Origin of the sequence: Paenibacillus sp. XY044, from assembly GCF_002257645.1 — a bacterium.
In the GTDB taxonomy this organism is placed as follows: Bacteria; Bacillota; Bacilli; order Paenibacillales; family Paenibacillaceae; genus Paenibacillus_AQ.
Genome location: NZ_NQMO01000010.1, coordinates 58956 through 84192, shown reverse-complemented (window position 1 = coordinate 84192; position 25237 = coordinate 58956). Strand labels below are relative to the sequence as shown.

At 56.1% G+C, this 25237-nt stretch carries 25 protein-coding genes and 1 riboswitch; of the genes, 7 read left to right on the top strand and 18 right to left on the bottom strand.

Going from position 1 to position 25237, the window contains the following annotated elements:
* A riboswitch (TPP riboswitch) is annotated at positions 1-114 on the bottom strand.
* Between the two features lie 280 nt (positions 115-394).
* Positions 395-1189: an archaetidylserine decarboxylase gene (gene asd / locus CJP46_RS29925; protein ID WP_094599295.1), complete on the top strand. Its 795-nt coding sequence runs from the start codon at positions 395-397 to the stop codon at positions 1187-1189.
* Between the two features lie 24 nt (positions 1190-1213).
* On the opposite strand, the gene CJP46_RS29920 is transcribed toward asd, so the two are convergent.
* From CJP46_RS29920 to pdxR, 5 genes are all read right to left on the bottom strand, one after another.
* On the bottom strand, positions 1214-2071 hold the full coding sequence (locus tag CJP46_RS29920; protein WP_094599294.1) for an SDR family oxidoreductase: 858 nt from the start codon (positions 2069-2071) through the stop codon (positions 1214-1216).
* A 25-nt stretch (positions 2072-2096) separates the two neighbouring features.
* Positions 2097-3092 carry a phosphotransferase enzyme family protein gene (locus CJP46_RS29915; protein WP_179281386.1) on the bottom strand — a complete coding sequence of 332 codons (996 nt, stop codon included), beginning with the start codon at positions 3090-3092 and terminating at the stop codon, positions 2097-2099.
* 278 nt (positions 3093-3370) lie between these two features.
* On the bottom strand, positions 3371-3493 hold the full coding sequence (locus tag CJP46_RS37270; protein WP_256992596.1) for a hypothetical protein: 123 nt from the start codon (positions 3491-3493) through the stop codon (positions 3371-3373).
* Between the two features lie 90 nt (positions 3494-3583).
* Entirely contained in the window at positions 3584-4369 is a 786-nt protein-coding gene (locus CJP46_RS29910) for an AraC family transcriptional regulator (RefSeq protein WP_094599292.1), read from the bottom strand.
* 196 nt (positions 4370-4565) lie between these two features.
* Entirely contained in the window at positions 4566-6026 is a 1461-nt protein-coding gene (pdxR, locus tag CJP46_RS29905; RefSeq protein WP_094599291.1) for a MocR-like pyridoxine biosynthesis transcription factor PdxR, read from the bottom strand.
* Between the two features lie 206 nt (positions 6027-6232).
* Here pdxR and CJP46_RS29900 point away from each other — a divergent pair, with 206 nt between their 5' ends.
* The 3 genes from CJP46_RS29900 to CJP46_RS36905 all read left to right on the top strand — a co-directional run bounded on the left by CJP46_RS29900 (position 6233) and on the right by CJP46_RS36905 (position 8611).
* A complete protein-coding gene (locus CJP46_RS29900) occupies positions 6233-6886 on the top strand; it encodes a pyridoxamine 5'-phosphate oxidase family protein (RefSeq protein ID WP_094599290.1) in 654 nt (217 codons plus the stop codon).
* Between the two features lie 163 nt (positions 6887-7049).
* Positions 7050-8351 (top strand): aminotransferase class I/II-fold pyridoxal phosphate-dependent enzyme, encoded by a 1302-nt coding sequence (locus CJP46_RS29895; protein ID WP_094599289.1) that lies wholly within the window; start codon positions 7050-7052, stop codon positions 8349-8351.
* A 131-nt stretch (positions 8352-8482) separates the two neighbouring features.
* Entirely contained in the window at positions 8483-8611 is a 129-nt protein-coding gene (locus CJP46_RS36905) for a YjcZ family sporulation protein (RefSeq protein ID WP_208629380.1), read from the top strand.
* 100 nt (positions 8612-8711) lie between these two features.
* On the opposite strand, the gene CJP46_RS29890 is transcribed toward CJP46_RS36905, so the two are convergent.
* The 5 genes from CJP46_RS29890 to CJP46_RS29870 all read right to left on the bottom strand — a co-directional run bounded on the left by CJP46_RS29890 (position 8712) and on the right by CJP46_RS29870 (position 13923).
* Positions 8712-9935 (bottom strand): ABC transporter permease, encoded by a 1224-nt coding sequence (locus tag CJP46_RS29890; RefSeq protein ID WP_094599430.1) that lies wholly within the window; start codon positions 9933-9935, stop codon positions 8712-8714.
* A gap of 2 nt (positions 9936-9937) precedes the next feature.
* Positions 9938-10684, bottom strand: a complete 747-nt coding sequence (locus CJP46_RS29885) for an ABC transporter ATP-binding protein (protein ID WP_094599288.1) — start codon at positions 10682-10684, stop codon at positions 9938-9940.
* A gap of 90 nt (positions 10685-10774) precedes the next feature.
* Positions 10775-12238 carry a DEAD/DEAH box helicase gene (locus CJP46_RS29880; RefSeq protein WP_094599287.1) on the bottom strand — a complete coding sequence of 488 codons (1464 nt, stop codon included), beginning with the start codon at positions 12236-12238 and terminating at the stop codon, positions 10775-10777.
* Between the two features lie 261 nt (positions 12239-12499).
* On the bottom strand, positions 12500-13273 hold the full coding sequence (locus CJP46_RS29875; RefSeq protein WP_094599286.1) for an SDR family NAD(P)-dependent oxidoreductase: 774 nt from the start codon (positions 13271-13273) through the stop codon (positions 12500-12502).
* Between the two features lie 191 nt (positions 13274-13464).
* Positions 13465-13923 carry a chemotaxis protein CheX gene (locus CJP46_RS29870; RefSeq protein ID WP_094599285.1) on the bottom strand — a complete coding sequence of 153 codons (459 nt, stop codon included), beginning with the start codon at positions 13921-13923 and terminating at the stop codon, positions 13465-13467.
* A gap of 386 nt (positions 13924-14309) precedes the next feature.
* Here CJP46_RS29870 and CJP46_RS29865 point away from each other — a divergent pair, with 386 nt between their 5' ends.
* Both CJP46_RS29865 and CJP46_RS29860 read left to right on the top strand, forming a co-directional pair.
* Complete coding sequence (locus tag CJP46_RS29865; RefSeq protein WP_094599284.1) at positions 14310-15212, top strand: LysR family transcriptional regulator; 903 nt, start codon at positions 14310-14312, stop codon at positions 15210-15212.
* Positions 15213-15264: 52 nt separating this feature from the next.
* Positions 15265-16074, top strand: coding sequence for a histidinol-phosphatase (locus tag CJP46_RS29860; protein WP_094599283.1), 810 nt, complete (start codon positions 15265-15267; stop codon positions 16072-16074).
* A gap of 163 nt (positions 16075-16237) precedes the next feature.
* Here the strand turns inward: CJP46_RS29860 and CJP46_RS29855 are convergent, their stop codons facing one another.
* The 6 genes from CJP46_RS29855 to CJP46_RS29830 all read right to left on the bottom strand — a co-directional run bounded on the left by CJP46_RS29855 (position 16238) and on the right by CJP46_RS29830 (position 22034).
* Positions 16238-16855 carry a GNAT family N-acetyltransferase gene (locus CJP46_RS29855; RefSeq protein ID WP_094599282.1) on the bottom strand — a complete coding sequence of 206 codons (618 nt, stop codon included), beginning with the start codon at positions 16853-16855 and terminating at the stop codon, positions 16238-16240.
* 60 nt (positions 16856-16915) lie between these two features.
* Positions 16916-17830 (bottom strand): metallophosphoesterase, encoded by a 915-nt coding sequence (locus CJP46_RS29850; protein ID WP_094599281.1) that lies wholly within the window; start codon positions 17828-17830, stop codon positions 16916-16918.
* A gap of 182 nt (positions 17831-18012) precedes the next feature.
* Positions 18013-18651 carry a potassium channel family protein gene (locus tag CJP46_RS29845; RefSeq protein WP_094599280.1) on the bottom strand — a complete coding sequence of 213 codons (639 nt, stop codon included), beginning with the start codon at positions 18649-18651 and terminating at the stop codon, positions 18013-18015.
* A 172-nt stretch (positions 18652-18823) separates the two neighbouring features.
* A complete protein-coding gene (sdhB, locus tag CJP46_RS29840) occupies positions 18824-19588 on the bottom strand; it encodes a succinate dehydrogenase iron-sulfur subunit (RefSeq protein ID WP_094599279.1) in 765 nt (254 codons plus the stop codon).
* Between the two features lie 16 nt (positions 19589-19604).
* Positions 19605-21350 carry a succinate dehydrogenase flavoprotein subunit gene (sdhA, locus tag CJP46_RS29835; RefSeq protein ID WP_094599278.1) on the bottom strand — a complete coding sequence of 582 codons (1746 nt, stop codon included), beginning with the start codon at positions 21348-21350 and terminating at the stop codon, positions 19605-19607.
* Positions 21351-21365: 15 nt separating this feature from the next.
* The gene (locus CJP46_RS29830; protein WP_094599277.1) at positions 21366-22034 is read right to left on the bottom strand and encodes a succinate dehydrogenase cytochrome b558 subunit; all 669 of its coding nucleotides are present in this window, start codon (positions 22032-22034) and stop codon (positions 21366-21368) included.
* Positions 22035-22306: 272 nt separating this feature from the next.
* Between CJP46_RS29830 and CJP46_RS29825 the strand changes: the two genes are divergently transcribed.
* A complete protein-coding gene (locus CJP46_RS29825) occupies positions 22307-23209 on the top strand; it encodes a LysR family transcriptional regulator (RefSeq protein ID WP_094599276.1) in 903 nt (300 codons plus the stop codon).
* A gap of 70 nt (positions 23210-23279) precedes the next feature.
* Here CJP46_RS29825 and CJP46_RS29820 read toward each other — a convergent pair whose 3' ends face one another.
* Both CJP46_RS29820 and CJP46_RS29815 read right to left on the bottom strand, forming a co-directional pair.
* Positions 23280-24542 carry a cation:proton antiporter gene (locus tag CJP46_RS29820; RefSeq protein ID WP_094599275.1) on the bottom strand — a complete coding sequence of 421 codons (1263 nt, stop codon included), beginning with the start codon at positions 24540-24542 and terminating at the stop codon, positions 23280-23282.
* A 19-nt stretch (positions 24543-24561) separates the two neighbouring features.
* On the bottom strand, positions 24562-25233 hold the full coding sequence (locus CJP46_RS29815; RefSeq protein ID WP_094599274.1) for a potassium channel family protein: 672 nt from the start codon (positions 25231-25233) through the stop codon (positions 24562-24564).
* Positions 25234-25237: the final 4 nt, after the last annotated feature.

Genomic DNA, 25237 nt, shown 5'->3' with positions numbered 1-25237 from the left:
CACAAAAGGACTTGAATTCTCTACGCTGGCATTATCCAGATCAGATTCCCGGTCAGCAGCAGTTCATTAGCTGCACTCTCAGCCCGATTCGCTCGAGCTCCCGTATTCCCATATGTACACAGATGAACACAAGGCGCAGCATCGCCGCCATATCCCGGACACATCGTCGTGCAAGACGAAGAGATGCATGGGTTCGCTTCTGTGTAACAGGCACCTCGCCCTGATGAAGACGACGGCGGGCCCGTATTGATTCCAAAATACATCAACCTCGGAAGATTGGCAATACCATTTTTCCCCGGGGCCGTTTGCAGCATTTGTTGTATATTGATTTGATCGCCGTTCTATGTCAATATATTTCAGAGTGCTACAGGCACGTTTGGAAGGGAGATTAGGCATGGCAAAGAAATTACTGCGGCTCATGACAGAGCTCTCTTCGAGAAAGTGGCTCTCTTCCATGATGGGACGCTTCTCGCACAGCAGGCTCAGCAGAGGGGTCATCCCCACTTTTATCAAAAACTATCAGATCCCGGCGCAAGAAGCGGAAAAAGAAATCCGCGAATACCGCACGCTCAACGAATTTTTCTCGCGGCGTCTGAAGCCCGGCATGCGTCCCGTGCACGAAGGCGAGAACGTGCTTACAAGCCCCGTCGACGCCAAAATCACCGCGATGGGCGAAATTACATCAGGCACGATTCTGAACGTGAAAGGGCAGGACTATTCGGTGGAGGAGCTGCTTAATTCCTCTCCCCACTTGGAGTTATATAAACATGGCTATTTCTTTGTGCTGTACCTTAGCCCTACCGATTATCACCGCATCCACTCCCCAATCACAGGCGTGAAGGTGGAGAGTGAGCATATCAAGGGCCGATGCTACCCGGTCAACGAATTCGGCATGACCCAGATGAAATCCGTGCTGTGCCGCAATGAAAGGCTGATTACGTATATTAAAGGAGCCCGGGGGGAAGTTGCCGTCGTCAAGGTCGGAGCGATGAATGTCAGCAGCATCCGCTATGACGACGAAACCGTCAATACTTGGCGTAACGGCGATCCTCTCGCTTATTTTGAGTTCGGTTCGACCGTCGTACTGCTGACCCAGGACGGCACGTTCACCCGCCGGGCAGACCTCCAGTCCGGGCACCATGTCCGCATGGGTCAGCTGCTCGGCCAGCTGCATCCATCCGAAGGCTGAACCGGAACGATTCCGGCTCAGCCTTCAGCCCTTTTTGCTTAGGAGTGCCAGCATGATCCGCTGAAACAAGCGGCCTGGAAGCAGCGGCTTGACCGCCATGGTCCAGCGCGTGCCGGCGGGCAGGGCGTAGCGGAAAGCCGGCTTGTTCATACGCGCGATCCTTGCGATCAGCCGGGCCACGTCGGCCGGATCGCCGCGCTGATCTGCGCTATTTCGGGAAAAGTCCATCAGCTGATTCAGCATCCGCTCGTAAGGCGACCGATCGGCGGTGCTCATCTGCGCAAATCCTTTGTCCCAAATGGCCGTTCCGTACGACCCCGGCTCCACCACGACGACATCGACGCCGAAAGGCCGCATTTCCAGCGCAAGACATTCGCTGAAGCCCTCCACGGCAAACTTCGACGACACGTAAGGACCGAAGCCGGGAAAACCGACAGCCCCGCTGATGCTGCTGATCTGAATGATTTTCCCCTTTCGCGCCTCCCTCATGGCGGGAAGGACGGCTTGGGTTACCGCAACCATCCCGAAGAAGTTCGTTTCCAGCTGCGCCTTCCACACGTCCATCGGAATTTCCTCGATCATTCCTCCGTAAGCGGTGCCCGCATTGTTCACAAGCACATCGATCCGGCCGCGGGACTTCAGGATGCCAGATACCGCCTGCAGCACCTGTTCACCGTCGGTGACATCCAGCCCCACCACATGAATATGCTCCAAAGCCCCCGACGTCTGCGCGGCTTTCATCAGCTCCCCGCTCGCTTCCGGCCTTCGCATGCCGGCAAAAACCGCGTATCCGCGGACAGCCAGCTCCACGCAGGCCAGCAGCCCGAAGCCGCTGGAACTTCCCGTGACCAAAACGACCGGCCGCTCATCCTGTACTCCCAATTCGGTTCCACTCCCTGTTCAGATGTTATTTCCCTGGAAACAGAAACGGCTCACCCGCCAAATAGCTGCGGATCACGGACAGAATATACCCCTTCTGTTCCTTCAGCGACGGAATTTCCTGCGGATTGCCGGCATGAAACGCTTGATTCTCCAGTACCGCCTGCAGGAAAAAGGTTTCCAGCAGGGGAACGCTCTCCTTCGGAAGAAGGCGTATGCTTTCATACCCGTCCAGCAGCATGCTCCGCTGTGCCGGGTACAGACCGATGAGTGCCTGCGCCAAATCGTATGCATAATAACCGAATCCGCAGCGGCCAAAATCGATAGGGCACGGTTCCCCATCCTTGAATACCACATTGCCCTCGTGGAGATCTGCGTGAATCATCCCGTACCGGGAAGGGTCCGGAGACCATGCGGCAATTCGCCCTAGGACGTTGTCCGCCGCCTGTGCATAAAGCGCCCATTCATCGGAATTTAGGAAGACGCGGTGACGTCGCTCCAGCCGCTGCATATCTTCGGTCAGGCTTGCAGCCCCCCATCGGGGTCTGACAAACCCTTCCGGTGGAACAAAGCTCTGTGCGGCTTGGTGGAGTCTTGCCATAAGCGCGCCCATCCGGTACACCTGCCTGTCATCGAGACCGTCTTCCGCCTGCTCTCCCTCGATCCAGCGCAGCAGCGTCACCGGCCAGCCCTGGCCCCGGTCCGCCTCGCAAATCGCCACGATATTCCCTTCTCGGTCCGCTACGCCTTCCGGAACCGGTAGACCTTGAGAAGAGAGCCGGTTCAGCCAAATCATTTCCGAACGGATGGCGCTCACGTCGGCCGACACCGGATGAATCCGCAGCAAAAATTTACCCCCGGATCGCGCGGTCACCTGGTATGTTATATGGTCCGAAATTTGGATAAATTCCGCCTGTTCCTCTTGGATGCCAAACTGCCCCAGTGCGGACATCAGCACCTGCTCCGCCTGAACCAGCAGGAGGCGCAGGCTATCCTCCGAATTTGCTCCGAATGCTTCATTCATTTCGCTATCCTCCATCCTCTGCTTAACACCTTGCTCCCTCAGCATACCATAAGCCGGCAGGCCGGGGGGAGAGCACACACCAAAGAACTACGCCCTGCGCGATTGCCGATTGAAGATTTGCGGATGATGGAATTACGCCGACCGCGGTCACCGGTATCATGATGCGTCAGGGCAATTGCGCGCACACAAAAAAGCAGCGGCGGGCTGGCATCCCGCGCTGCTCTTAAGACATCATTTATACCCTATGTGATGAGTTCAAAAAAGGTTGCCGGGTGGGGTTAAAACCATACGTCGCTCATGATGCTGGCCGGTCTGAACCGGCGCATCCGGTTACGGTATTTCCCCCGCGCCGCCGCAGCTGCGGCATACCCGTCACGCCTGCGAATCCGCCGTCTGCTCATCCGATTCTTTCCTCCCTTCGTCTCTTCGGGCATTTGCAAGCTTGAAGCTTATTACCCGATGGGGGAAGACAGCGAAACAGCAGGAAACAATTACCTGATTTCGGACGGATTTTTACCCGTATACTGCTTGAATTGCCGGCTGAAGAAAAAGATGTCGCGGTATCCGAGCGCATCGGCCACTTCCGTGACGTTCATGCCCGCATGCAGGAGCAGATGCTGCGCCCGGTCGATCCGCGTCCGGATAATGTAAGATTGAACGGGAGAGCCGATCAGCTCCTTGAATTTGATCGAGAAATACCGCGGCGACAATCCGGCGCGGGCGGCCAGATCCTCGACCCGGTGCGGTATGCCGGGATGCTGCTGAATGTAATTGGCGATCTCGTGGATCACCTCGGTCAGCTGGTTGCTTACCCTCTTCTCCTCCGGCTGCTGCCGGTCGTGCCGGAGCAGATGGATCATCAGCTGCTTCAGGATCAGCTGCCCCTCTTCCTGGGCGGCGTAGGTGTTAACGAGAAACAGCCTGACATAACGGGCCAGCATATATTCAAAGTCAACCGTTTCCGTCAGCTTCCGGTACGGCAGCGGAATATCCGTCACAGGCTCGGACACCCGGAAGTGGCTGTAAGTCAGAACCAGCGGCTTCTGCGGGTTGTGCGTGGCGCTCGTATGGTCGCCGGGTCTGAACAGGAAGCAGCTCCCTTTACCGACATCATACGGCTCGTCGTTGCGGATGACGGTCCCTTCCCCGCTCCATACATAGAATAAATCGTAATTTTCCAGCGCCTTCTCGCGCTTCTGCCATTTCCATCCGGGCTCGCACACAATTTTGGCGAGGGACGGCAATATTTCAAAAGATGACGGCGATGCGTGCAGCATGTCGTCATTCCCCCCTATATCGTAGACTCATATCTTTCCTCCTATGATACTATTTCGGCGCGGTTTTTGCACATCCTGCCCATATTCCCCCGAGCTTCCGCCGGGTTCGCATCCCTAGAGGCCTGTCCAAAATCGCGCCTTCATAGCGCAACGAATAATTTGCATCGGGATATAGATGCTTGCCGTCGTCCGTCGTCTATCCATTCATACTGTGCTCGATATCCTCCCATGCCGCCGCCAGCCGGTCAACTCCTTCCGCCAGCTGCCGCTCGTCCAAACGTGCATAGCTGAAAAATGCCGCCGGTGGGCCAGGCTGGATCCTGTAGCCGGTCGCGTCCCTGAAAGTCACGCCGCGCGCCTCCGCTGCGTCCCTAAAGGCTGCAAAAGCTTCCGGCGGTTTCAGCCAATAAGCATAAACATGCAGGCCCGAATCCCCCGGCATCAACGAGAACAGGTGCCCCGCCTTCTCCCGCATCCGGGCGCAGAAATGGCGGTGGCGGGCACCGTAGATGCGCGTTAGCCGGCGCAGATGCCGGCCATAGTCGCCCCGGGTCATGAACCGGGCGAGCGCCCGCTGCTCGAGCAGCCCTGTCGTTAACGGCTCGTACAGCGTTTTTGCCCGGAGCACCGCATCCACCAGCATCTCCGGGACGATGGCATAACCGAGACGCAGCCCGGCAAACATCGTCTTCGAGAAGGAGCCGATATAAATGACCCGATCCCGCGTATCCAGCGTCTTTAGCGGCTCGATCGGCCTTCCGCCGAAGCGGAACTCGCTGTCGTAATCGTCTTCCAGGATGACCGCCTGATGCCGCTCCGCCCAGTCCAGCAGCTGCCGGCGCCGCTCCAGCGTCAGGACGGCACCGGTCGGGTACTGGCGGCTCGGCGTCACCAGCACGAGACGGGCGTCCCATTCGGACAGGCGGATGCCATGGACATCGGTCTCAGCCGGAATCACCCTCGCCCCGCAAGCCGCCGCCGCCCGGATGATTCCCGAATAGCACGGATCTTCGAGCACGGCCGCCTCGCCTTCATTGAGCAGCAGCTGAAAGAGAAGCGTGATGCCCTGCATCGATCCGCTGAAAAGCACGATCTGCCCGGGATCGGTATGAATCCCCCGCGTGACGCGCAGGTGGGCGGCGAGCGCCTGCCGCAGTCCAAGATCCCCGGCGGGGTCAGCCCCGCGCTGCATATCCTCTCCGCCCCGGCCGCCGGCGTAGGTCATGGCGCTCCGCCACTCCGCATACGGAAACAGCTCCATGCTCATCCCGCCTCCCCCCAAGTCGATGGCGGACGGAGCTTTGCTCCCCGCTTTGGGGATTGGCGGGAGCTCCAGCAGCCGTTTTCCCCAGCGGGAAAGGGCAAGTGGGGCGGCTTCGGCCTCCACCGCAGCTTTCGGTGAAGGTCCCGCGAGGGCAACGAATGTCCCCCGGCCCACTTCGCTGTGGACATAGCCCTCCGACACCAGCAGATCGTAACCCAAGGCGGCCGACCCCCTCGACAAGCCGTATTGATCCGCCAGCTCGCGGGTAGAAGGAAGCTTCGTTCCCCCGGGGAGCCTCCCTTCCATGATGGCGTCCCTCAGGGCGTGATATAGCGCCAGGTACTTGTAGCGGTGCTTTTCAATATACGTCTCTAGATGCAGGGATATCTCCATGCTGTCCTCCCTTCCTTTGCTGCGGAACCAGCATCAAATGAATGAATGTTCCTCCTGTGACAGCTTATCTTGCCAGCCGCCGCCAAAATGGACTATAAAAAATACTCTATATTGGACCTTTTTCCTTGTCAATATTCCCGTTATGCTGTTGTCATCGCACTGATAACAGCCGATCGGCAAGTGCTGCATCAAGGAGGAGAAAACCAATGAGAAGAAATGAATTTGAAGTGACCCATGAAGAAGAAATAGAAGCGTTTTTGTCGGAGATGAGCTTCGGCTTTCTGGGGACCCTTGGAGAAGACGGACATCCCCGGGTGACCCCGATCAACTATGTATACCATCAAGGCATTTTCTACATGCATGGCAGCCGTTTCGGCGAAAAAATGGACCACCTCGCCGCCAATCCCCGCGTAAGCTTCAGTGTCGCGGAAGAATATGCCGTCATCCCTTCCTACTTCACCGACCCGTTGATGGCCTGCCCTGCCACTTCGTATTTCAAGAGCGTCACTGCGTCGGGGCGGGTCGAAATTGTACAGGACCTGGAGGAGAAAGCAGCCGCCTTTACCCTGTTTATGAACAAGCTTCAGCCCGAGGGCGGATATGCCCCTATTGAAACCCTCAACCCCAAATATGCTTCCAGGCTGCGTGGGGTTGCCGTGATGCGGATCGTTCCCGACCGAATCACCGCCAAGTTTAAATTCGGACAAAATTTAACGGAGGACAAAAGGGATCAGGTGCTGCAGGGTCTTGAGGCCAGGGGCCACGGCAAAGACCGGGAGACGATGGAGCTGATTCGCAGCAGCGCTTGCCCTCATATGCAGCAAACCGCAGACCCGGGTCCCTATTCCGAAGAAGAGTGAGATCACAAGGAATGTGGAGGCTGGGAGAGCCTTATTCTCAGCATAACCATCCTTTTCCTTTTTCCGTGACGGCTCTGTTCACAGGTGTTATAATGTTAGGCAGTTAAAACGGTATATACCTTGCAAAAGCCTATCATTATACAGATTTGGAAGGATGGAAACCATGTTAAACCCACTCGCTGCACAGTTGAACGAAAGCTTAAAAGCCGGCAACGCGCATGTGTACGAAATGTTGTCCACGCTTGGTCAGGAAATCTATTTTCCGAAGGAAGGCATACTGAGCCAATCCGCGGAAGCTACAAGCCATGCCAAGAAGTATAACGCAACGATCGGCATTGCGACCGAGCAGGGAATTCCGATGCATCTGGTTGCTATTCAGGAGAAACTGTCCGCTTTCGCTCCGAAAGACCTGTATCCATACGCACCACCCGCAGGCAAGCCCGATCTGCGCGCTGCCTGGCTGGCGAAAATGATTGAGGAGAACCCGTCGCTCGCGGGCAAAACGGTAAGCAGCCCGATTGTTACGAACGCCCTTACCCATGGGCTCAGCATCGTGGCCGATCTGTTCGTGAACGAAGGAGACGCCGTGATTTATCCGGACAAAAACTGGGAGAACTATGAACTGACCTTCGGCATCCGACGTCACGGCGTCTTGGTCAACTACCCGCTGTTTACCGGGGACATGACCTTCAACAGCGACGGACTTCGCGAAGCCCTGATGGCCCAGAAGGACAAAGGTAAAGCCGTCGTGCTGCTCAACTTCCCGAACAATCCGACAGGCTACACTCCGGGACCGGCGGAAGGTGAAGCCATCGTCGCTGCCATCAAGGAAGCCGCCGAAGCCGGCATCAATGTCGTGGCGGTTACGGACGATGCCTATTTCGGCCTTTTCTTTGAAGATTCCCTCAAAGAGTCGCTGTTCGGCAAATTGGCGGATATCCATCCGCGCGTGCTGGCCGTAAAAGTCGACGGCGCCACCAAGGAGGAGTTCGTTTGGGGATTCCGGGTCGGCTTCATCACCTATGCTTCCCAGGATAAAAACGTGCTCGCCTCCCTTGAGCAAAAGACTCTGGGCATCATTCGCGCGACGATTTCCAGCGGCCCCCATCCTTCCCAGACTTTCGTGCTGGATGCGCTGAAGTCGCCTGAATTCGCGTCTCAGAAGGAAGAGAAGTTCCACATCATGAAAGGCCGCGCCAACAAAGTGAAATCGGTGCTGGACAGCGGCAAGTACGGCGACGTGTGGGAGTACTATCCGTTTAATTCCGGATATTTCATGTGCCTTAAGCTGAAAGACGTTTCGGCCGAAGAGCTGCGCAGCCATTTGATCCACCAATACGGAGTCGGCACGATCGCCCTCGGCGAGCATGACCTGCGGGTCGCTTTCTCCTGCATCGACGAGGAGTACCTTGAGGATCTGTTCGATTTGATCTATCAGGGCGTCCAGGATTTGCAGCGGAAATAAGCGTGGTTTTTCGAGTCATCAATCACCTATTTTTTTTGGGAAAGAACGGGTGATATGCCCAAGCACAGCCGCCCCCCTAGACATATGATACGGTGTAACGAAAAACAAACCATTGTAAAGGGGAATGAACAATGAGCGAAGAAGTAAGAGGCGGATATGGATACGGATATGGACATTGCCACGGATTGTTTGGCAACACAGGCGCCATCCTGGTTCTCTTTATCCTCTTGGTGATCATCACTCGTTCTTTCTGGTTATAATCGAAAAAGCACCCCCATCCATGCAGGCCGCTGAGCAATCATCGGTTCAGATGGATGCACAAAAAGACCGGGAGCGTACTCCCGGTCTTTTTTCGTTCGGTTATTCATCGTCATCCCCGTCGTCACTCTTGCCCTTGCGGGACTGGAAATAACGGAATAACAAACAGATCACGGCTCCGCCAAGCAGCGTCAGCAGCGACGGCCCGATTCGGCTGCTCCCTGCACCCAGCATGGGCAGCCAGATCAATACGGCGACGACGAGCTGAATTTGAAACGCCAGGTTTACGGCGTTCTGCTTGCGCGATGCAGGCGGCACCGGATAAATGTGCAGCCAGAAAGATTCCTGGTGATAGCGCAGCAGCGAGGACAGTTGAACGCCGATCACGAACACGAAAAACAGGTATATCCCGCTGCCCAGCAGCCCGCGTTGGGTCCACCAAACGAGGAGCGCTGCAAGAATGCCCGCGCGGATCACGATGCTGAAAATGTCGCTGCGGACAAAGCTCTTCGTAATTAAATAGCGGTACGCCGCGCCCGGCTTCCAGGGCACCCGGTTTCCGGCCCAGGACATCCACTTGCGGGGATAGACGCGCTGCTGTCTGCCTGGAACGTTGACGAACCAGCCAAGGATCAGCATAACGCGGGCGCTGTGCGTTTTCTCCACGGCAATCAGGCGCTCCCAGGCTACCAAATGCTTGGCCGGAATACGGAGGGCGGCGATATAGGTCAGAGCCAGCAGCACGATAAACAGGAGGCTCCGCCATTCCGGCTGCCACAGCCAGGCAGCAACCGCAAGAGCAAGCACGACGTAGCGCAGCAGACGGTAACCCGCCGATGCTCGCCGGGATACCATCCGCAGCTCCTTCCAGCAGCCGTAGGAAGCCAGGAGCTTCAAGGCAAACAGGAGGAGCAGGAACGGCCAGAAGGACCTGGGATCCGTATCGCTGCGGACATACAGCGGCCAGGACAGGATGAATACCAGGGCAAGGCCGATAAGTTTATAAACGACGCCGCTGGTCCAGCCCGCCTTGAAATAGTCGTGCATCCTGGACTCCTGCGGCAGCAAAAACACCGTATCTGCCGGCTGCAGGTACGTCCGAAAGCTGCTGTTTACCGTCAGCGGCACGAACAGAATCAGCATGATCCAGCGAATGGGCAGGCCGGCTGGAATATGCTGGACGAGCGACGTGTACCACGCCGCAAAAGCAATCAGCATAAACAGCAGCAGCACGGCCACGCCGCTCTGGATCACGTAGCCGAGATAGGGGGTTACTTCCCCCCAGAAGCGGCCGCGCCGCTCCATCCGAAGTTTTCTCAGATCCATCATCAATCCCTGCCCTGCACGAGAGTATAGAACAGCTCCTCCAGCGGCAGTCCCGGTCTGCCCGCCTGCGCAGCGATGTCCTCCAGCGTCCCCTGCGCGATTACGCGTCCCTGGTGGAGAACGATAAAGCGGTCACAGTAATTTTCGATCGTCGATAAAATATGGGAGCTCAGCAGGATCGATGACCCGCCTTCCTTGAGCTCAACCATAAAATCAAGAAGGGAGCGGATTCCGAGCGGATCCAGGCCAAGGAACGGCTCATCGATAATGTACAGAGCGGGCCGGGCCACGAACGCGCACATGATCATGACCTTCTGCCGCATCCCCTTGGATAACTGCGTGGACAAGCTGTCCATCTTATCCTGCATCCGGAAGATGCTTGACAACCGGTCGGCCCGCTCCTCGTAGTCTTGGCGGTCCACACCGTACGCTCTCGCGGTAAACTCCAGATGCTCCCTGACGGTCATCTCGTCGTAGAGCAGCGGAGATTCCGGAACGAAGGCGAGCGCACCGTGATAAATCCCGGCGTCTTCCTCCCGCTTCTTGCCCTTCACGCGGATGTCACCCTTTTGCGGATGCATTAATCCGAGAATATGCTTCATTGTCGTGCTTTTGCCGGCCCCGTTTAATCCGATCAGGCCAACCATCTCGCCGGACCCGACCTGAAACGAAATATCGTGCAGCACCGGGCGGTTCAGGCTGTAACCACCGATAAGGCCTTGAATATCCAGCACAGCCGTATCACTCATCAACTCTTCACCTCATTCAAATCCCGAGCGGGAACAGCCAAGGGCGCGTCCCGCTCGGGAGAATCCATCCGTACTCCTGCCTCCCGCCGATTAAGGACGGGGAGGTTTATTTTTCAGCCATTTCGGAGCGCCCTTGTTCTTGCGGTTGCGCTCCCGTTCGCTTTGGCTTTGGCGGGCCGCCGGTTTGCCGCCCTTAAAAGGCTCACCGCCCTGCCGGGACGGTTCCCGGCCGTCACGGCGCACGCCGTCTTCCCGCGGCCCGTTCAGGGTCGAAGCGCCGCGGGTGCTTCCTTTAGCCGGCTTCGGTTCCGCCTGCCGGCTGCCGCGCACTTCCGCCATGCCTGCTTGGCTCCCGGCAGGCCGGACTTGACGCTGACGCGGCTGTCCTGACGGTTCGCCTTTGCGGGCCGCAAGCTGTTCCGACGTCAGTACCTTGCCGGCGTATAGCACGCGCGGCTCGAGCGAGATGCCGAGCTCGCCCGCAAACTTCCGCATAATGAAGATCTGGCGATCCGTCACGATCGACACGACGCTTCCGCTGCGCCCCATCCGGCCCGTCCGTCCGGCACGGTGCACATAGTGCTCGGCGTCAGGCGGCGGGTCGAAGTTGATGACGAGCTCGAGTCCTTCGATATCGAGCCCGCGAGCCGCCACGTCGCTTGCGACCAGCGCTTTGAACTTGCCATGGCGGAAGCCGCTGAGTACCCGGCTGCGCGCCAGTTTGTCCGCGTCTCCGTACAAGCCCTCCGCCGCGATGCCCAGATGGTTCAGCTTCGCCTCCACCTCGGCGATTGATTCGGTCTGATTGACGAAGACGATCGCCCGCTGCGGGTTGTACTGGCGGATGAGGCGCCGCAGCATGTCGATCCGGTCACGTTCCTCCGCCACCACATACAAATGCTCCAGTCCGGGTGCGGTCGTCTGCTCCGGATCGATTCCGATTTCGACCGGGCTGCGCATCTCCCGCTTGACCAGCGCCGCCGTGCTATCGCTGACCGTGGCCGACAGAAACACCAGCTGGCGGTCACGCAGCGCGCTGTTCAAAATCCGGTCGACGTCGCCGGCACCGCCGAGCTGAAATACCTGATCGACCTCGTCTACTACGATGGTCGAGACGTTGTGCATCTTCAGCTTGCGCATCTCGATCAGCTCCCGGACTCTGCCGGGCGTCCCGACCACGAGCTGGGGATGCTGCCGCAGCTTCTCCACCTGGCGCTTGATCGCGGCCCCGCCGATCAGCCCAAGCACGCCGATGCCGCGAACTTCCCCGTATTTCTCGGCTTCGCGCACAATTTGCATCCCCAGTTCCTGGGTCGGTGCAAGCACGAGCTTCTGGGTCGCCTTCAGCTCCGGATCAATGTTCTGCAGAACGGGCAAAAGGTAGGCCAATGTCTTGCCGGTTCCCGTCTGCGAGCGGGCAAGCACGTCCGCTCCGCGCAGCACGGCGGGAATGGCCTGCGCCTGGACTGGCGAAGGCTCCGTAATGCCGTACTCGGCCAGCTTGTCTATCCATGCTCGGTCAATACCTGTTGCTTCAAAAGAAGTCGGGTTCATGAAATCGTTCATCCTTTATGTTTTAAGTCATTCTTTATCATTATATGCCAAAAGCGCCATCCCACCAAATGCAAGTATAGGACGGACCGCAAAATCATGCGGGTGGAAAAACGCAGAAATAAACCGGCCCCGTACGGGAGCCGGCTTCGATATAGGGATCAGGAAGCGTATCTTCGGCTTCACCGCATCCTGTCCCGACATAAATGTTTCCGCTAGAAGCGCAGTCTGTTCTTACGCTATTCCACCCGAAAACCGCTTCTGTTACTTCCGGTTCATGATCCGGTAGGTCAGCCGGTCCGCCAGCCTCGGAAACATCTGGTACAGGCGCATGGCAACCGCCGCTTTTCCCGGCAGGTTCATTTCTTCCTTCCCGGTATGCATCACCTGGACGATCTTGCGGGCGACATGTTCCGGCTTCATCATCAGCCATTCCACGTTGCTGACATAACCTCCCGATGGGTCCGCAATGTCGAAGAACGGCGTATCGATCGGACCCGGATTAATCGTCGACACCCGGACGCCCGATTCCCGGAGTTCCTGCCGGAGCGCGTTGCTGAAGCCCAGAACGGCATGCTTCGTGGCCGTGTACGCCGTGGATTTGGCCGTTCCGATTTTGCCCGCCATCGATGCCACATTGATGATATGCCCCACCTTGCGCTGAAGCATATACGGCAGCACCGCCTTGGTGCACCGGACCGTGCCCATGTAATTGACGTCCATCATCTGTTCAAACTCCCGGGCAGGCATGTCTGTAATCGTCTCAAACTTACCGAAGCCCGCATTGTTCAGCAAAATATCAATATGGCCGTAATTATGTATTATGTCTTCCATCGTAGTACTCACCTGATCCTCCCGGGTCACATCCATGGCCCGAAGTTCGAAGGATCCCGTCATGCCTCCAGCCGCTTCTTGCAGGCGCTGCTCCGACCTGGCGGTCAGCACCGTAACCGCGCCTTCCGCTGCGGCCAGCTTCGCCGTCAAGGCTCCGATCCCGCTCGACGCCCCGGTAATCACGATGACTTTATCCTTTAACATGGCTTCTCGTCCTCCTAAGGGAAACAGGCCGGGCACCCGGAACCAGCGTAACAACGCTGTTCAAGGTTCGTTCCCTCCATTTCCCGCTGCTGTAGGATAACGTCGCCCGCGCTGCACAGCGGACCAGCTTCATGCCCAGGTATCAGCAAACGTAACGCTTGTGCTTCCTGCCGTTATTCCTTGCTGATATTTTAAGATATCATGACCTGAATATCCAGTTCGCCGATTCCGTCCATGAGCAGCGGAATGCTGAGCGCCTTTTGCGGGAGGAACGACTCGATGTGCTCACTCTTCATCACCTTCGGAGGCGTAATGTCAACCGTGACGCCTTGATTGGACAAAATCGTGCTTGCATTGCCGCTGATCATATTGCCAAGTTCGGATATGGCGCTCTGGCCCATTTCGTCCATTTCCGTCAAAATATAACCGCCCATCATCACGGACACCATTCGCAGCGCCACATGCTCTTGAATCCCGAACACGATGTTGCCGGTAAGCTGTCCCGTCATCCCGATTTGAATCCAGATATGATCCGCGATGAGCTCCATATTCTTCACCCCGAGACTGCCCGTAGAAGGGGTTACCTGAATCACTTGTTCAATGACGGTCCGGGCGGACTCCAGAAAAGGATTAATGACTTCAGCCTTCATATGTAATTACTGCCCCTTTCACAACGGGTTGAGGACATGTCCCAAAAGTCCCATTACCATTGGAATAATTATACTTTAAACCCTGGAATAAATCACGAAAAATTCATGAAACGTCTTCTATCCAGGGTATAAATACCCTTATATATCCTTCGAGTTTCCTATTTAAGAAAGAAAACCGGGATGATTCCCTTTATCTATATCGGTACTTCCGGAGTAATTTTGAAGACCGTGGCGAATTTTGTAGATTGCTTTTTCTAAAAATAAAACGAACCACCGGCCGCATCCGCCCGCGTTGCCCTGACTTCCGGAATCCCATATAATGAAAGGATACACTTGTTCGAATTTATCTGCTTGCCGGCAGCCATCAACGTCGAAGGAGGAAATGCATGAACATTAGCCAATTGGAGACCCTGATCACCATTTCGAAAACCATGAGCTTCCGCAAGGCCGGAGAGCTGCTCAACTTGACCCAGCCGGCCGTGTCTGCCCAGATCAAAAGTCTGGAGGACGAGTTCAAGACGGTACTCGTGGACCGGAACCAGCCGGTTACGCTGACCGACCGCGGAGAAGTGTTTCTCAGCCATGCCGAGCGGATACTGACCGTTGTGGAAGAGCTGAAGGAGCGGCTGTACGACCTGGATCAAACCCCGCAGGGACACATCGTTCTCGGAACGACCACCTCGATAGCCATACAAATTTTACCAAGGGTACTTTCTTATTTCCAGAACCAGTTTCCCCTCATCAAAACCTCCATCATGTCCATGGCTTCTTCCCAGATATACACCAGTGTGGAGAACGGACAGATCGATGTGGGCCTGGGTTATCTGATCGAACGCAACCCCAATTTGATGACGTCGGTTCTGTACTATGACACATTTGAGCTGATCGTCTCCCCGCGCCATCCGCTCGCCCGGAAAACGGCCGTCACGATCGATGTCCTCCGGGAAACGCCCCTCATCCTGCTGTCTCCCGATACGGTGGGCAGAAGGTTTGCCGATGATATTCTTAAAAAGCACGGAATCGAACCCAACGTGGTCATGGAACTGTCCAGCAGCGAAGAAATCAAGCGGATGGTCGAAATCGATCTCGGCGCGGCGATCATGTCCAAACAGTCGGTCGCAAGTGAGCTCCGCCTCGGCACGCTGAAGATTATCCCGCTAACTGAATTGGAAGTGAGCCATCCCGTCGGCGTCATTTACAAATCCGGTAAATACCTGAACTCGGCCATGCAGCAGTTTCTGAGCGACCTGAAAGGCATGCCGGAAACGAATTTCATCAGCTCGGAATAAGCCTCGCATGCCTCTAATTCCCAACTAACATTGAACAAGGAGGAGTATCTATATGAAATTTGATCTGCATACCCATCATTTCCGCTGCGGACACGCCGACGGCAACATCCGGGATTACGTGGAAGCGGCGCTGGGCGCCGGACTGCAAGTCATCGGCATTTCGGACCATACCCCTTATTTTGGAGAAAAAGAGGACCGGGCGTTCCCTCGCATCGCCATGGGCAAATCGGAGCTTCAGCATTATGTGCGGGAAGTGCTTGATTTGAAAAAAGAATACGAGGGGCGCATCGACGTGCTGCTCGGCATCGAATCCGACTTTTTTCCCGAGCATGCGGAGACATATAGAAAGGTTCTTGCCGATTATCCCTTTGACTACTTGATCGGCTCGGTACATAGCGTGGGTGGCGTCAGCATCTTTAACAAAAACCGCTGGAAGGGGCTGTCCGAACAGGAGCGCATCCGCGTGAAGGAGGAGTATTACCGGTTGATCCAGGATTCCGCCCGAAGCGGCATGTTCCAAATCCTCGGGCATATTGACGCGATGAAAGGCAACTTTCCGGCCTTCTCCGACATTCCCGCCGATGAGGTCATTGACGAAACGCTGCAGACCATTGCTGAGTGCGGAATCGCGATTGAAATCAATACGTCGGGCAAAACGAAGCTGAGCGGCGGCTGGTACCCGGCGGACGCCATCCTCGAGCGGGCGCTCCATTTCGGCGTGGACGTTACTTTCGGCTCCGACGCCCATGTTCCCGGAAGGGTCGGAGACGAGCGGGACGAAGTGGCCCGCCGCCTGAAGGACATCGGATTCCGAGAATGGGTCTATTACAAGAACAAAGAGAAAAAGGTGGTTCCCCTCTGAGGGAGCCTCTTTTTTTGGGCAAAAAAAATGAACCCGCACGATCCGGGTCCCAGAACATCATTTATATTTTCAAAAAGGGGGTCATGTGAATAAGTTTACCCTGTCTCTGTTAGAGTCCCATAACAGCAATATTTCATTTATGTTACAAATCTTACCTAATTGATTATGATTGCAGAGACGGTGCGATCGCCGGGTTTGCCTGAAGCTGCAGCCCCTTCCGGTATTCATCATATGAACGATCGGTATGAACGTACACCTTCATTTCGACCGGTGCGGCAAAAAACATACGTCTATGCTGAAACGTGCGGCTGAGCTGCATTCCGTTCTTTTGCATCACCCTGGCCGACGCCGTGTTGACCGCATGGCATCTGCCCTCCATGTGCAGCAATTTCAGCTCGGTGAAAGCATAATGCAGCATCAGGCCAAGCGCTTCGCTGGCGATCCCCCTGCCCCAATACTCTTTGGCGAGCATATAGCCGATCATGGCATCGCGCTTCTCCTGGCGCCAATGCTGCATCGACACCACACCGGCCAGCTCGCGCTCCCCATAAATCCAAATGCCCATATGCAGCGAGTCCATGCGGCCGGTGGCCAGCAGCTCCGAGGCGATGCGCCGCGAGCGGGCAAAGCTGAAGAAGGAGCCCTGGGTCACGTATTTGATCACCTCGGGGTCAGCCAGGATGTCCAGCAGCCTCGGCGCATCCTGCAGTTCGATCGGTTTCATCATCAGGCGGCTGCCCTTCAGCATAGGCATCGGCGTTCGTTTGTCCTCGTTCAGCACGCTCTTCTCCCCTTCTTTCGCTTGTTTCCCTTGATTTGATCCGGATGGCTGCCGGCCGGGTTACCGGGCGGCAGACTGCAGGGTGAAGACCGTAAGCTCCGGCTTGCACAAAAAGCGGACGGGAAGATGCGTTTCTCCGATCCCCCGGTTGACGTACAGCGGCATTCGCCGATCTCCCACCTCGTACATGCCCATGATGTAACGCTTAGACCCCGGAGGCGTCATCAGTGCACCGAGCAGCGGCAGGCGGACCTGTCCGCCATGGCTGTGCCCGGACAGCTGCAGGTCGAAAGGAAACAGGGCGGCGTTGCCGGCGTAATCCGGCTCATGCATCATCAGTAAGGTGAACATGTCGTCCGGAATGCCGGCTCTCCCCTTCTTCGGATCGGGAAATCCGTGCAGCCAGTCATCCAAGCCGACCACTGCGATGGTTTGTCCGCCCCGGTTTAGGAGCTGATTGCCGTTCTGCAGGACCCGAAACCCGGCCACCTGCAGCTTTTCGATCACCTGCTTCCCGCTTCCTCCCCAAAAATCGTGGTTGCCAAGCACCGCGAATTTGCCCAAGGGGGCTTCAGTCGAAGCGAGCAGAGGAATATACTCGTTCATCGCTTCCGCACTCGAATCAATAATATCACCGGTAAAGCAAATCAGCTCTGGAGCTTCCCGGCGAATGGCCGCCACCAGGTTCTCGATGTGCTTCTTCCGGGTGTGAAACCCGAGATGGACATCGCTGAAATGAACGACTTTCAAGTTGTGAAAAGCCGCCGGCAGCCGCGGACATACCAAGGTCCGGTAAACGGTATCCAGCAGCAGCGGCTCCCACAACCAGGCGTATGCCCCTGTCAGCAGTCCTGCGCCGGCCGCAAGGGCGACGCCGCGCTTCAAAAATTGCCTGCGGGTAAGCCGGCTGCCGGGCAGCTCCGTCGGGGCTGCGTCCTGCCGATTTCCCGTTCCCGGGTGCGGCGTATTTTTCATGCAGACGGCCTCCTGTATTGGAATAGAATAGGACTTTCCCCTATTATATCCTTCAGGCCGCTGCTCTTCCAGCTGTGCGGATCAGTCCGCCAGAGGCGGTATCCTAGCGTGGGATAACGCGGGTATTAAAGAGAAACGTCGCCTTGTTACTGGCGTAATGTCCAGTCATGGCGGCGGTAAAGCTATATTTCTTCTTGTCCGGCGTCCTCCGGTCCTTCCTTGAAAATTTTGCGGAACACGCTCAGCATCGACAGTGCGTAGGCAACCGTAACAAAACTAAAGGCGATCTCCATCACGACGGCTCCCCTGGAGGTATTATCGACGGGGGTGATATCCCCGTAACCGACGGTCGCGAAGGTCGCGACGCTAAAATACAGGAAGGAGATCAGCTGGCTGAGCAGATCGTAGCCAATATTTTTCCCATCGAAGCTGTTATGGCCGAAGAGCTTGTAAATCGACGTGTAGATGACGGTAAAAAAAAGGATACAGGTTAACGTAGCCATGCTGATGCGCGTAATGACGGTTTTGAGCTGCACTTCCTTTTTCAGGGCCGAATCCGCGATCCGGTTGAAAATATACAACACATAGAATATGACAGAGCTCAGACAGAAGAGCAGAATCAAGGCGCGCATCCCCCCTGATCCCGGGACAACCCGGGAAAGGTCAATCCAGCCGAGCAGGTCTTCCAGGGAGACCAGGGCATAAATGAGAATCGGTCCCAGCAGGATCGCCTTGCTCGTCCATTTTTTCTCCAATCCGTAAAACAACGCAATCAGGACAATCAACCCGGAAATATTAAGTACCCACATCCACCAAGACATGAGCCATCCTCCTCCATTCTCCCTGCACATACACGTCTTCGGTTGTAAAGTTTTAGAAGTATCCTATTGTTAGATTACCCCCGGCACATGGGTTGGACGCATCTCGCCTCATACCAAAAAATCCCCTTGCCAGCGAAAAACTCCGCTGACAAGAGGATGATGGTTCCGGGAATTATACACCAAGCCACTGCTTGAACATGTGCTTGGTGGTTTGCTTGTTCATTTCCGCGATCGACGTGGTCAGCGGGATGCCTTTCGGACAGGAGCGTACGCAGTTCTGCGAGTTGCCGCAGCCCTCGATGCCGCCGTCCTCCATCAGCGCTTCCAGGCGTTCTTCCTTGTTCATCTCACCCGTCGGGTGGGAGTTGAACAGGCGTACTTGGGAGATCGCCGCCGGACCGATAAAGTCGGTCTTGTCGTTCACGTTCGGGCAGGCTTCAAGGCAGACGCCGCAGGTCATACACTTGGACAGCTCATATGCCCACTGGCGCTTCTTCTCCGGCATCCGCGGTCCTGGGCCGAGATCGTACGTACCGTCAATCGGAATCCAGGCTTTCACCCGTTTGAGGGCGTTGAACATCCGGCTGCGGTCGATAACGAGGTCGCGCACGACAGGGAACGTCTTCATCGGCTGAATCCGGACCGGTTGTTCCAGCTTATCGACCAGCGCCGCACACGCTTGGCGCGGCTTGCCGTTGATCACCATCGAGCACGCGCCGCATACCTCTTCCAGACAGTTGGATTCCCAACATACCGGAGCGATCTTCTGACCATTGGCGTTGACCGGATTACGCTGAATTTCCATCAGCGCGCTGATCACGTTCATTCCCGGGCGGTACGGAAGCTCGAACTCCTCGGTATAGGCAGCAGCGTCCGGGCCGTCCTGACGGGTTATGATAAACTTCACTTTTTTGGAAGATGCAGTTGCTTCCGCCATGTCAAATCCCCCTTCTTTACTTGTCTTTGGAGTAGTCGCGGATCCGTGGAGGGATCAGCGATACATCCACTGCTTCATAAGAAATTTGCGGACCTTCCGGTGTCCACGTAGCTTTGGTCGTCTTGAGGAACTCTTCGTCGTTGCGGTCCGGGAAATCCGGCTTGTAGTGCGCTCCGCGGCTCTCGTTGCGGAGCAGCGCCCCAAGCGTCATCGCCTCGGCCAGTTCCAGCATGTTCCACAGCTGACGGGTAAACGAGGCGCCCGGATTGTTCCAGCGCGACGTATCGTTGACGTTGATGTTTTTGTAGCGCTGTTTCATTTCCTTGATTTTGCCGATCGTTTCTTCCAGCTTTTTATTGTAACGAACCACGGTCATATTGGCGGTCATAATATCGCCGAGCTCCTTATGAAGCCCGTACGCATTCTCCGTGCCGTTCATCTTCAGGATGCCTTCGTATTTGTCCGTTTGCTGTTTCTTGTAGCGTTCGTATACGCTCGACGGAACATCGGCCGCGGATTTCTTCATTCCCTTGATGTATTCCACAGCTTTCGGTCCAGCCACCATGCCGCCGAAGATCGCCGATACGAGCGAGTTGGCTCCGAGACGGTTGGCCCCGTGGTATTGGTAATCGCATTCGCCGGCTGCGAACAGGCCGGGAATGTTGGTCATTTGGTTGTAATCGACCCACATGCCGCCCATGGAATAGTGAACCGCCGGGAAGATCTTCATCGGAAGTTTGCGCGGATCGTCGCCTACGAATTTTTCATAGATTTCGATAATGCCGCCAAGCTTGACGTCCAGCTCCTTCGGATCTTTATGGGACAGGTCGAGGTAAACCATGTTCTCTCCGTTGACGCCGAGCCCCTGATTGACGCACACGTCGAAGATTTCGCGTGTCGCAATGTCGCGCGGCACCAAGTTGCCGTAGGCCGGGTATTTCTCTTCCAGGAAGTACCATGGCTTGCCGTCTTTATACGTCCAGATCCGTCCGCCTTCACCGCGGGCCGATTCGGACATCAGGCGCAGCTTGTCGTCACCCGGAATCGCCGTCGGGTGAATCTGGATGAATTCACCGTTCGCGTAGTTGACGCCCTGCTGATACACGGCGCTGGCTGCGGTGCCTGTATTAATGACCGAGTTGGTCGTTTTGCCGAAAATGATCCCTGGACCACCGCTGGCAAGAATGACCGCGTCAGCCTGGAACGTATGAATTTCCATGGTGCGCAAGTCCTGCGCGCAGATGCCGCGGCAGATGCCTTCGTCGTCGATGACCGCCTGCAGGAACTCCCAATTCTCATGCTTCGTTACGAGGCCTTCGGTCTCGTGGCGCCGTACTTGCTCGTCAAGAGCGTACAGCAGCTGCTGCCCGGTCGTTGCGCCGGCGAACGCCGTACGGTGATGCTTCGTTCCCCCGAAACGGCGGAAATCGAGGAGACCTTCCGGCGTACGGTTAAACATAACGCCCATCCGGTCCATCAGGTGGATGATACCCGGCGCCGCCTCGCACATCGCCTTAACCGGCGGCTGGTTGGCGAGGAAGTCCCCGCCGTACACGGTATCGTCAAAGTGAACCCATGGCGAGTCGCCCTCGCCCTTCGTATTGACGGCACCGTTGATGCCGCCCTGCGCGCACACGGAGTGCGATCTTTTTACCGGAACCAAAGAAAACAAGTGAACATGGACGCCTGCTTCCGCTGCCTTAATGGTGGCCATCAGACCTGCCAGACCGCCGCCCACGATAATAATATTAGATGTTGCCATGCCTGCTCACTCTCCTTAACTTAAAACTGACTTAACGGTATCGATCCATACCGATGCTTCCTGGAATTCCGCTCTGCGGAATGCGACCAGCGACAAGATAAACAGCAGCGCTACTACGACGAACAGCGTCATGCACACATAGGAAGATACCCGCTGTGCACGCGGTCCGACCGTGATGCCCCATGCGACCAGGAACGACCAAAGCCCGTTCGCAAAGTGGAAGGACGCGGATACGACGCCGATCAGATAGAGGATGAAGAATACCGGCTGTGTCACGATGTCATGCATAAGGGAGCCGAGCCCCTCGTGAGTCACATTGCCCAGAGTGATCTGGAACCGGGTTTCAAATACGTGCCAAATGATGTAGACGAACGTAATGACACCGGTGATCCGCTGAAGCAAATAGCGCCAGTTGCGGTCATAATTAAAGCGTCCGTTGTTCGGTTTCGCCTGATACGCGATATACAGCCCATATATGCCGTGGTAGATCAGCGGAAGATAAATCAGCACCCACTCCAGGACGAAAATGAGCGGAAGGTCATTCAGCAATTTGACGCCGGCGTTAAACCGCTCAGGACCTCCTTCAAATGCGCCAAAATTCGTCAGGGCATGCTCGATGAAAAACAAGGCGAGCGGAATGACCCCAAGAAGCGAATGAAGCTTTCTGGCATAATAACCTTTCATAAATTGACGTACCCCTTTCTCCATAGTACAACGTTTTCATTATTCATTATTCGACATCATTTGCCACCCTTTTTATAACCTGTGAACAACTTGTGGCACTTTTCATGTTACTCTTTTTTTTCTTATAATGGAATTGCAATATAATTATTAAACGTTATAATGTAAATGCATAACAAAATCAATTGTCGATGTAATTCATAGAAGACAGACCGCGTCTATAACCATCTTACCCCAAGCAGCCGCAGTCCAAAAGTTCCTTGGAGATGAATAACATGTTTGAAGATTTGGATGTATTCGCCACAGTAGTGGAACAGTCGAGCCTGAACCAGGCCTCGAAGCTGCTGAACCTGTCCCAGCCCGCCCTCTCGCGCAAAATCACCAAGCTGGAGGATGAGCTCGGCGTGCAGCTGTTCTACCGCCGCGGCAAGCGTCTTGAGCTGACGGCCTTCGGCCAGTCGGCCTATACCTTTGCCCTGGAGCAACGGCAGCAGCAGCGGAAATTCATGCAGATGATCGCTAAATACAAGGGCGACGACCAAATTTCGGTGACGCTCGGAGCCAGCCTGACCACGCTTCAGACGACGCTGCCGCCTTTGGTGAATGCGTTTATGGAGAAGCACCCCTCCGCAGAGCTGAAGCTGGTTACCGGGAAGACACACGAAATCGTCTCGGCCGTCCGGGACAAAAAGCTTGACGCAGGCATCGTCGCCTCTTCCATTGAAGAGCCCGGTCTGCGCTGCACGCCGCTGTTCGACGACCACCTGGAGCTCGTGCTTCCCCGCAATCACAGGCTGTGCGGCCAGGAAAATGTCAATATGGACATGCTTCACGGCCTGCCGATGATTATTTTCTCGACCGGAACCTGGTACCGGAAATTGACCGACGAGCTGTTCCACCGGGCTGAGGTCGTGCCGGACATCCGGATGGAGATGGATTCGTTTGAAGCGATTGTCCGGCTCCTGCCTGCCTGCAAGGCGGCGGCGCTGCTGCCCAAGTCGTATTTGCGCAGCCAACTGCTGGATGACAACGACCTGGCCATTCTTCATATCCCCGATCTGCAGGAGACGCGGCGCACAACCTCGCTCATCTATTCCGAAAACGGAGGACTGAGCGCCGGAGCACGCCGCTGGATCGAAGAAACGAAAAAGATATTCGGCTGCACCCGGGATGAATGACGGGTTACCGGCAAATGACGAGCCGTCAAGACGGGAGACCCGTTCCTGACGGCTCGTATTATACTCCTGGCTATTTCTGCCCAGGCGGCTCGGATGTTGCAGGCTCCGGTTTGACTTCAAGGCCCAGCTTGCGGGCGACGAGCCCCGTCGTGCTGGCCTGCAGCAGAATCGTCAGCATGATCGCCATAAACGTCACGGCCGAGATGACATCGGCGTGAGCCACTCCCATGCCGGCGATCAAGCCCGAGAGAGCGGCCGGAATAACGCCGGTCTCCCGAACCCACATCATGAACAGCAGCTCGCGCCAGGACCACTTGACCTTGCGGTCAGGCAGGGCGCAGAGCAGAATCGTGATGGGACGGGCGATGACCATCAGCACCAGGACCGCCGCCAGGCTTGGCCAGAAGTAATCGCCAAGCACCCGGAAGTTGACCTGGCTGCCGAGCAGGATGAAAATCAGCATCCGCATCATGACGCTTGTATTGTCCGCAAACGATGCGGTCTCCTCCAGCTTGTCGTCCATGGACAGCCCGAACGTATCCGCGTTTCCCCAGATAAGCCCGGCCACAAAGGTGGCCATAAACCCGCTAACGTGAATCAGGTCTCCTATTAAATAAGAAGAAAGTGCGACGACGATCATCGTGATCGTCGTGTAATCCTTCAAGACGCCCAGCCTGAAATGGGCAACGAGATACGTCAGCACCACCGATACGACGGCGCCGACGAGAATCCCGCCGAGGGCGGTTTTCACAAAACCCCAGGCCATCGTCCCGATATGTAAGGAGCCGCCGCTGGTCACCGCGGCCAGCAGCGCAAAGGTCAGAATCGAACCGGTGGCGTCGTTGAAGGCCGACTCGCTCTCAACCGTCTCCCGGACCCTTTCCTTGATCTTCACCTGCTTGAACACAGGAATGATCGAAGCAGGGTCGGTTGAGGCAATGACGGCGGCGGCCAGGAAGGCAAAGAGCCAGTCCAGGCCGAACAGGAAGTGCACGGCCGTTCCGACGATCAAGGTCGTGACGATGACGCCGGGAACGCTCAGCATGGAGAGCGTAATCCACACTTTCCGCAGCCCGCTCAGCTTCAGGTTCCGGCCGCCGTCAAACAGGATGAGCGCCGAGCCGACGGAAAGGATCAGCTGGTTGATGAGCGAGCTGCTCGCCTCGTTGATCAGATGCAGCCCCTGCCCCAGCAGCATGCCGGCCACGATAAAAACAGCAACGTCCGGAAGCCTGAGCCATGACGCCAGTCTTCCGGACAGCATGCCGACAGCAATGATAAACAGCAGCAGTATTAAGATGTGATGGATGATGTCGGTTGTCGGGGATTCCATTGATGCCTCACTTCCAAATTTACGATTTGACGTTCACCGCTTCGCTTTCAAAGCGGTCGATATTGCTGTTTGAGCCAATGATGACCATGATGTCACCCGCATGCAGCTGATCCATTGCTGTCGGCGCAACGATGATTCCCTGGGGGCGGTGCAGCGCGACAATGCTGCATCCGTACCGGGCTCTCGTATTGACTTCGCTGAGCGTTTTGCCGTTCAGGCATTGCGGTACGGTCATCTCCACGATGCTGTAATCTTTGGACAGCTCGATGTAATCCAGCAAGTTGGGAGTCACGAGCTGATGCGCCACCCGGATGCCCATATCCCGCTCCGGAAAGATCACCCGGTCCACACCCAGCTTGGACAAGGCTTTGCCGTGCAGCATAGAAATCGCCTTGGCCACCACGGTCTGTACGCCAAGCTCCTTCAGCAGAATCGCGGCCAAGATGCTCATTTGGATATCGTCCCCGATCGCCACGACCCCGCAGTCAAAGTTGCGGATTCCCAGCGATTTGAGAACCTCCTCTTCGGTTGCATCCGCCATCACGGCGTGGGTCAAATGCTCGCTCATGTCATTGACCACTTCTTCATTAATGTCCACCCCAAGCACCTCATAACCCAAATCCATAAGCTCCATAGCCAGGCTTGAGCCGAATCTCCCCAAACCGATGACGACAAACTGCTGTCTTTTCATTTCT